Source organism: Bradyrhizobium sp. sGM-13, assembly GCF_018398875.1.
Classification (GTDB): Bacteria; Pseudomonadota; Alphaproteobacteria; order Rhizobiales; family Xanthobacteraceae; genus Bradyrhizobium.
In genome coordinates this window covers 1-242 of sequence record NZ_JAGWDK010000415.1, presented here as the reverse complement: position 1 = coordinate 242, position 242 = coordinate 1, and the positions used below count along the sequence as shown (strand labels likewise).

Genomic DNA, 242 nt, shown 5'->3' with positions numbered 1-242 from the left:
ATCGCAACATTGTAGGGAATCCGCTTCGGAAGCCGAAATAAGGCGCCTCCGACCGCCACCACGTTGTGGCGTACTTCAGGTAGTCCGAATTTTGCGCTTCGCGCCGCGACGACGAGATCGCAGGATAAGCAAAGCTCGAACCCACCTCCCACCGCGAAACCTTCGACCGCAGCAATCGTCGGCTTAAGCGAGGGGCGCGCAAAAGCACCGAAGCCGCCGCGTCGTTCGGTGATCGAGCTCTC

At 60.3% G+C, this 242-nt stretch carries 1 protein-coding gene; it reads right to left on the bottom strand.

The genetic code is table 11. The annotated features are described in order from the left end of the window. On the bottom strand, positions 1 to 242 hold a 242-nt coding region (locus tag KJQ96_RS39490; RefSeq protein ID WP_249735128.1), incomplete at both ends, for an enoyl-CoA hydratase-related protein.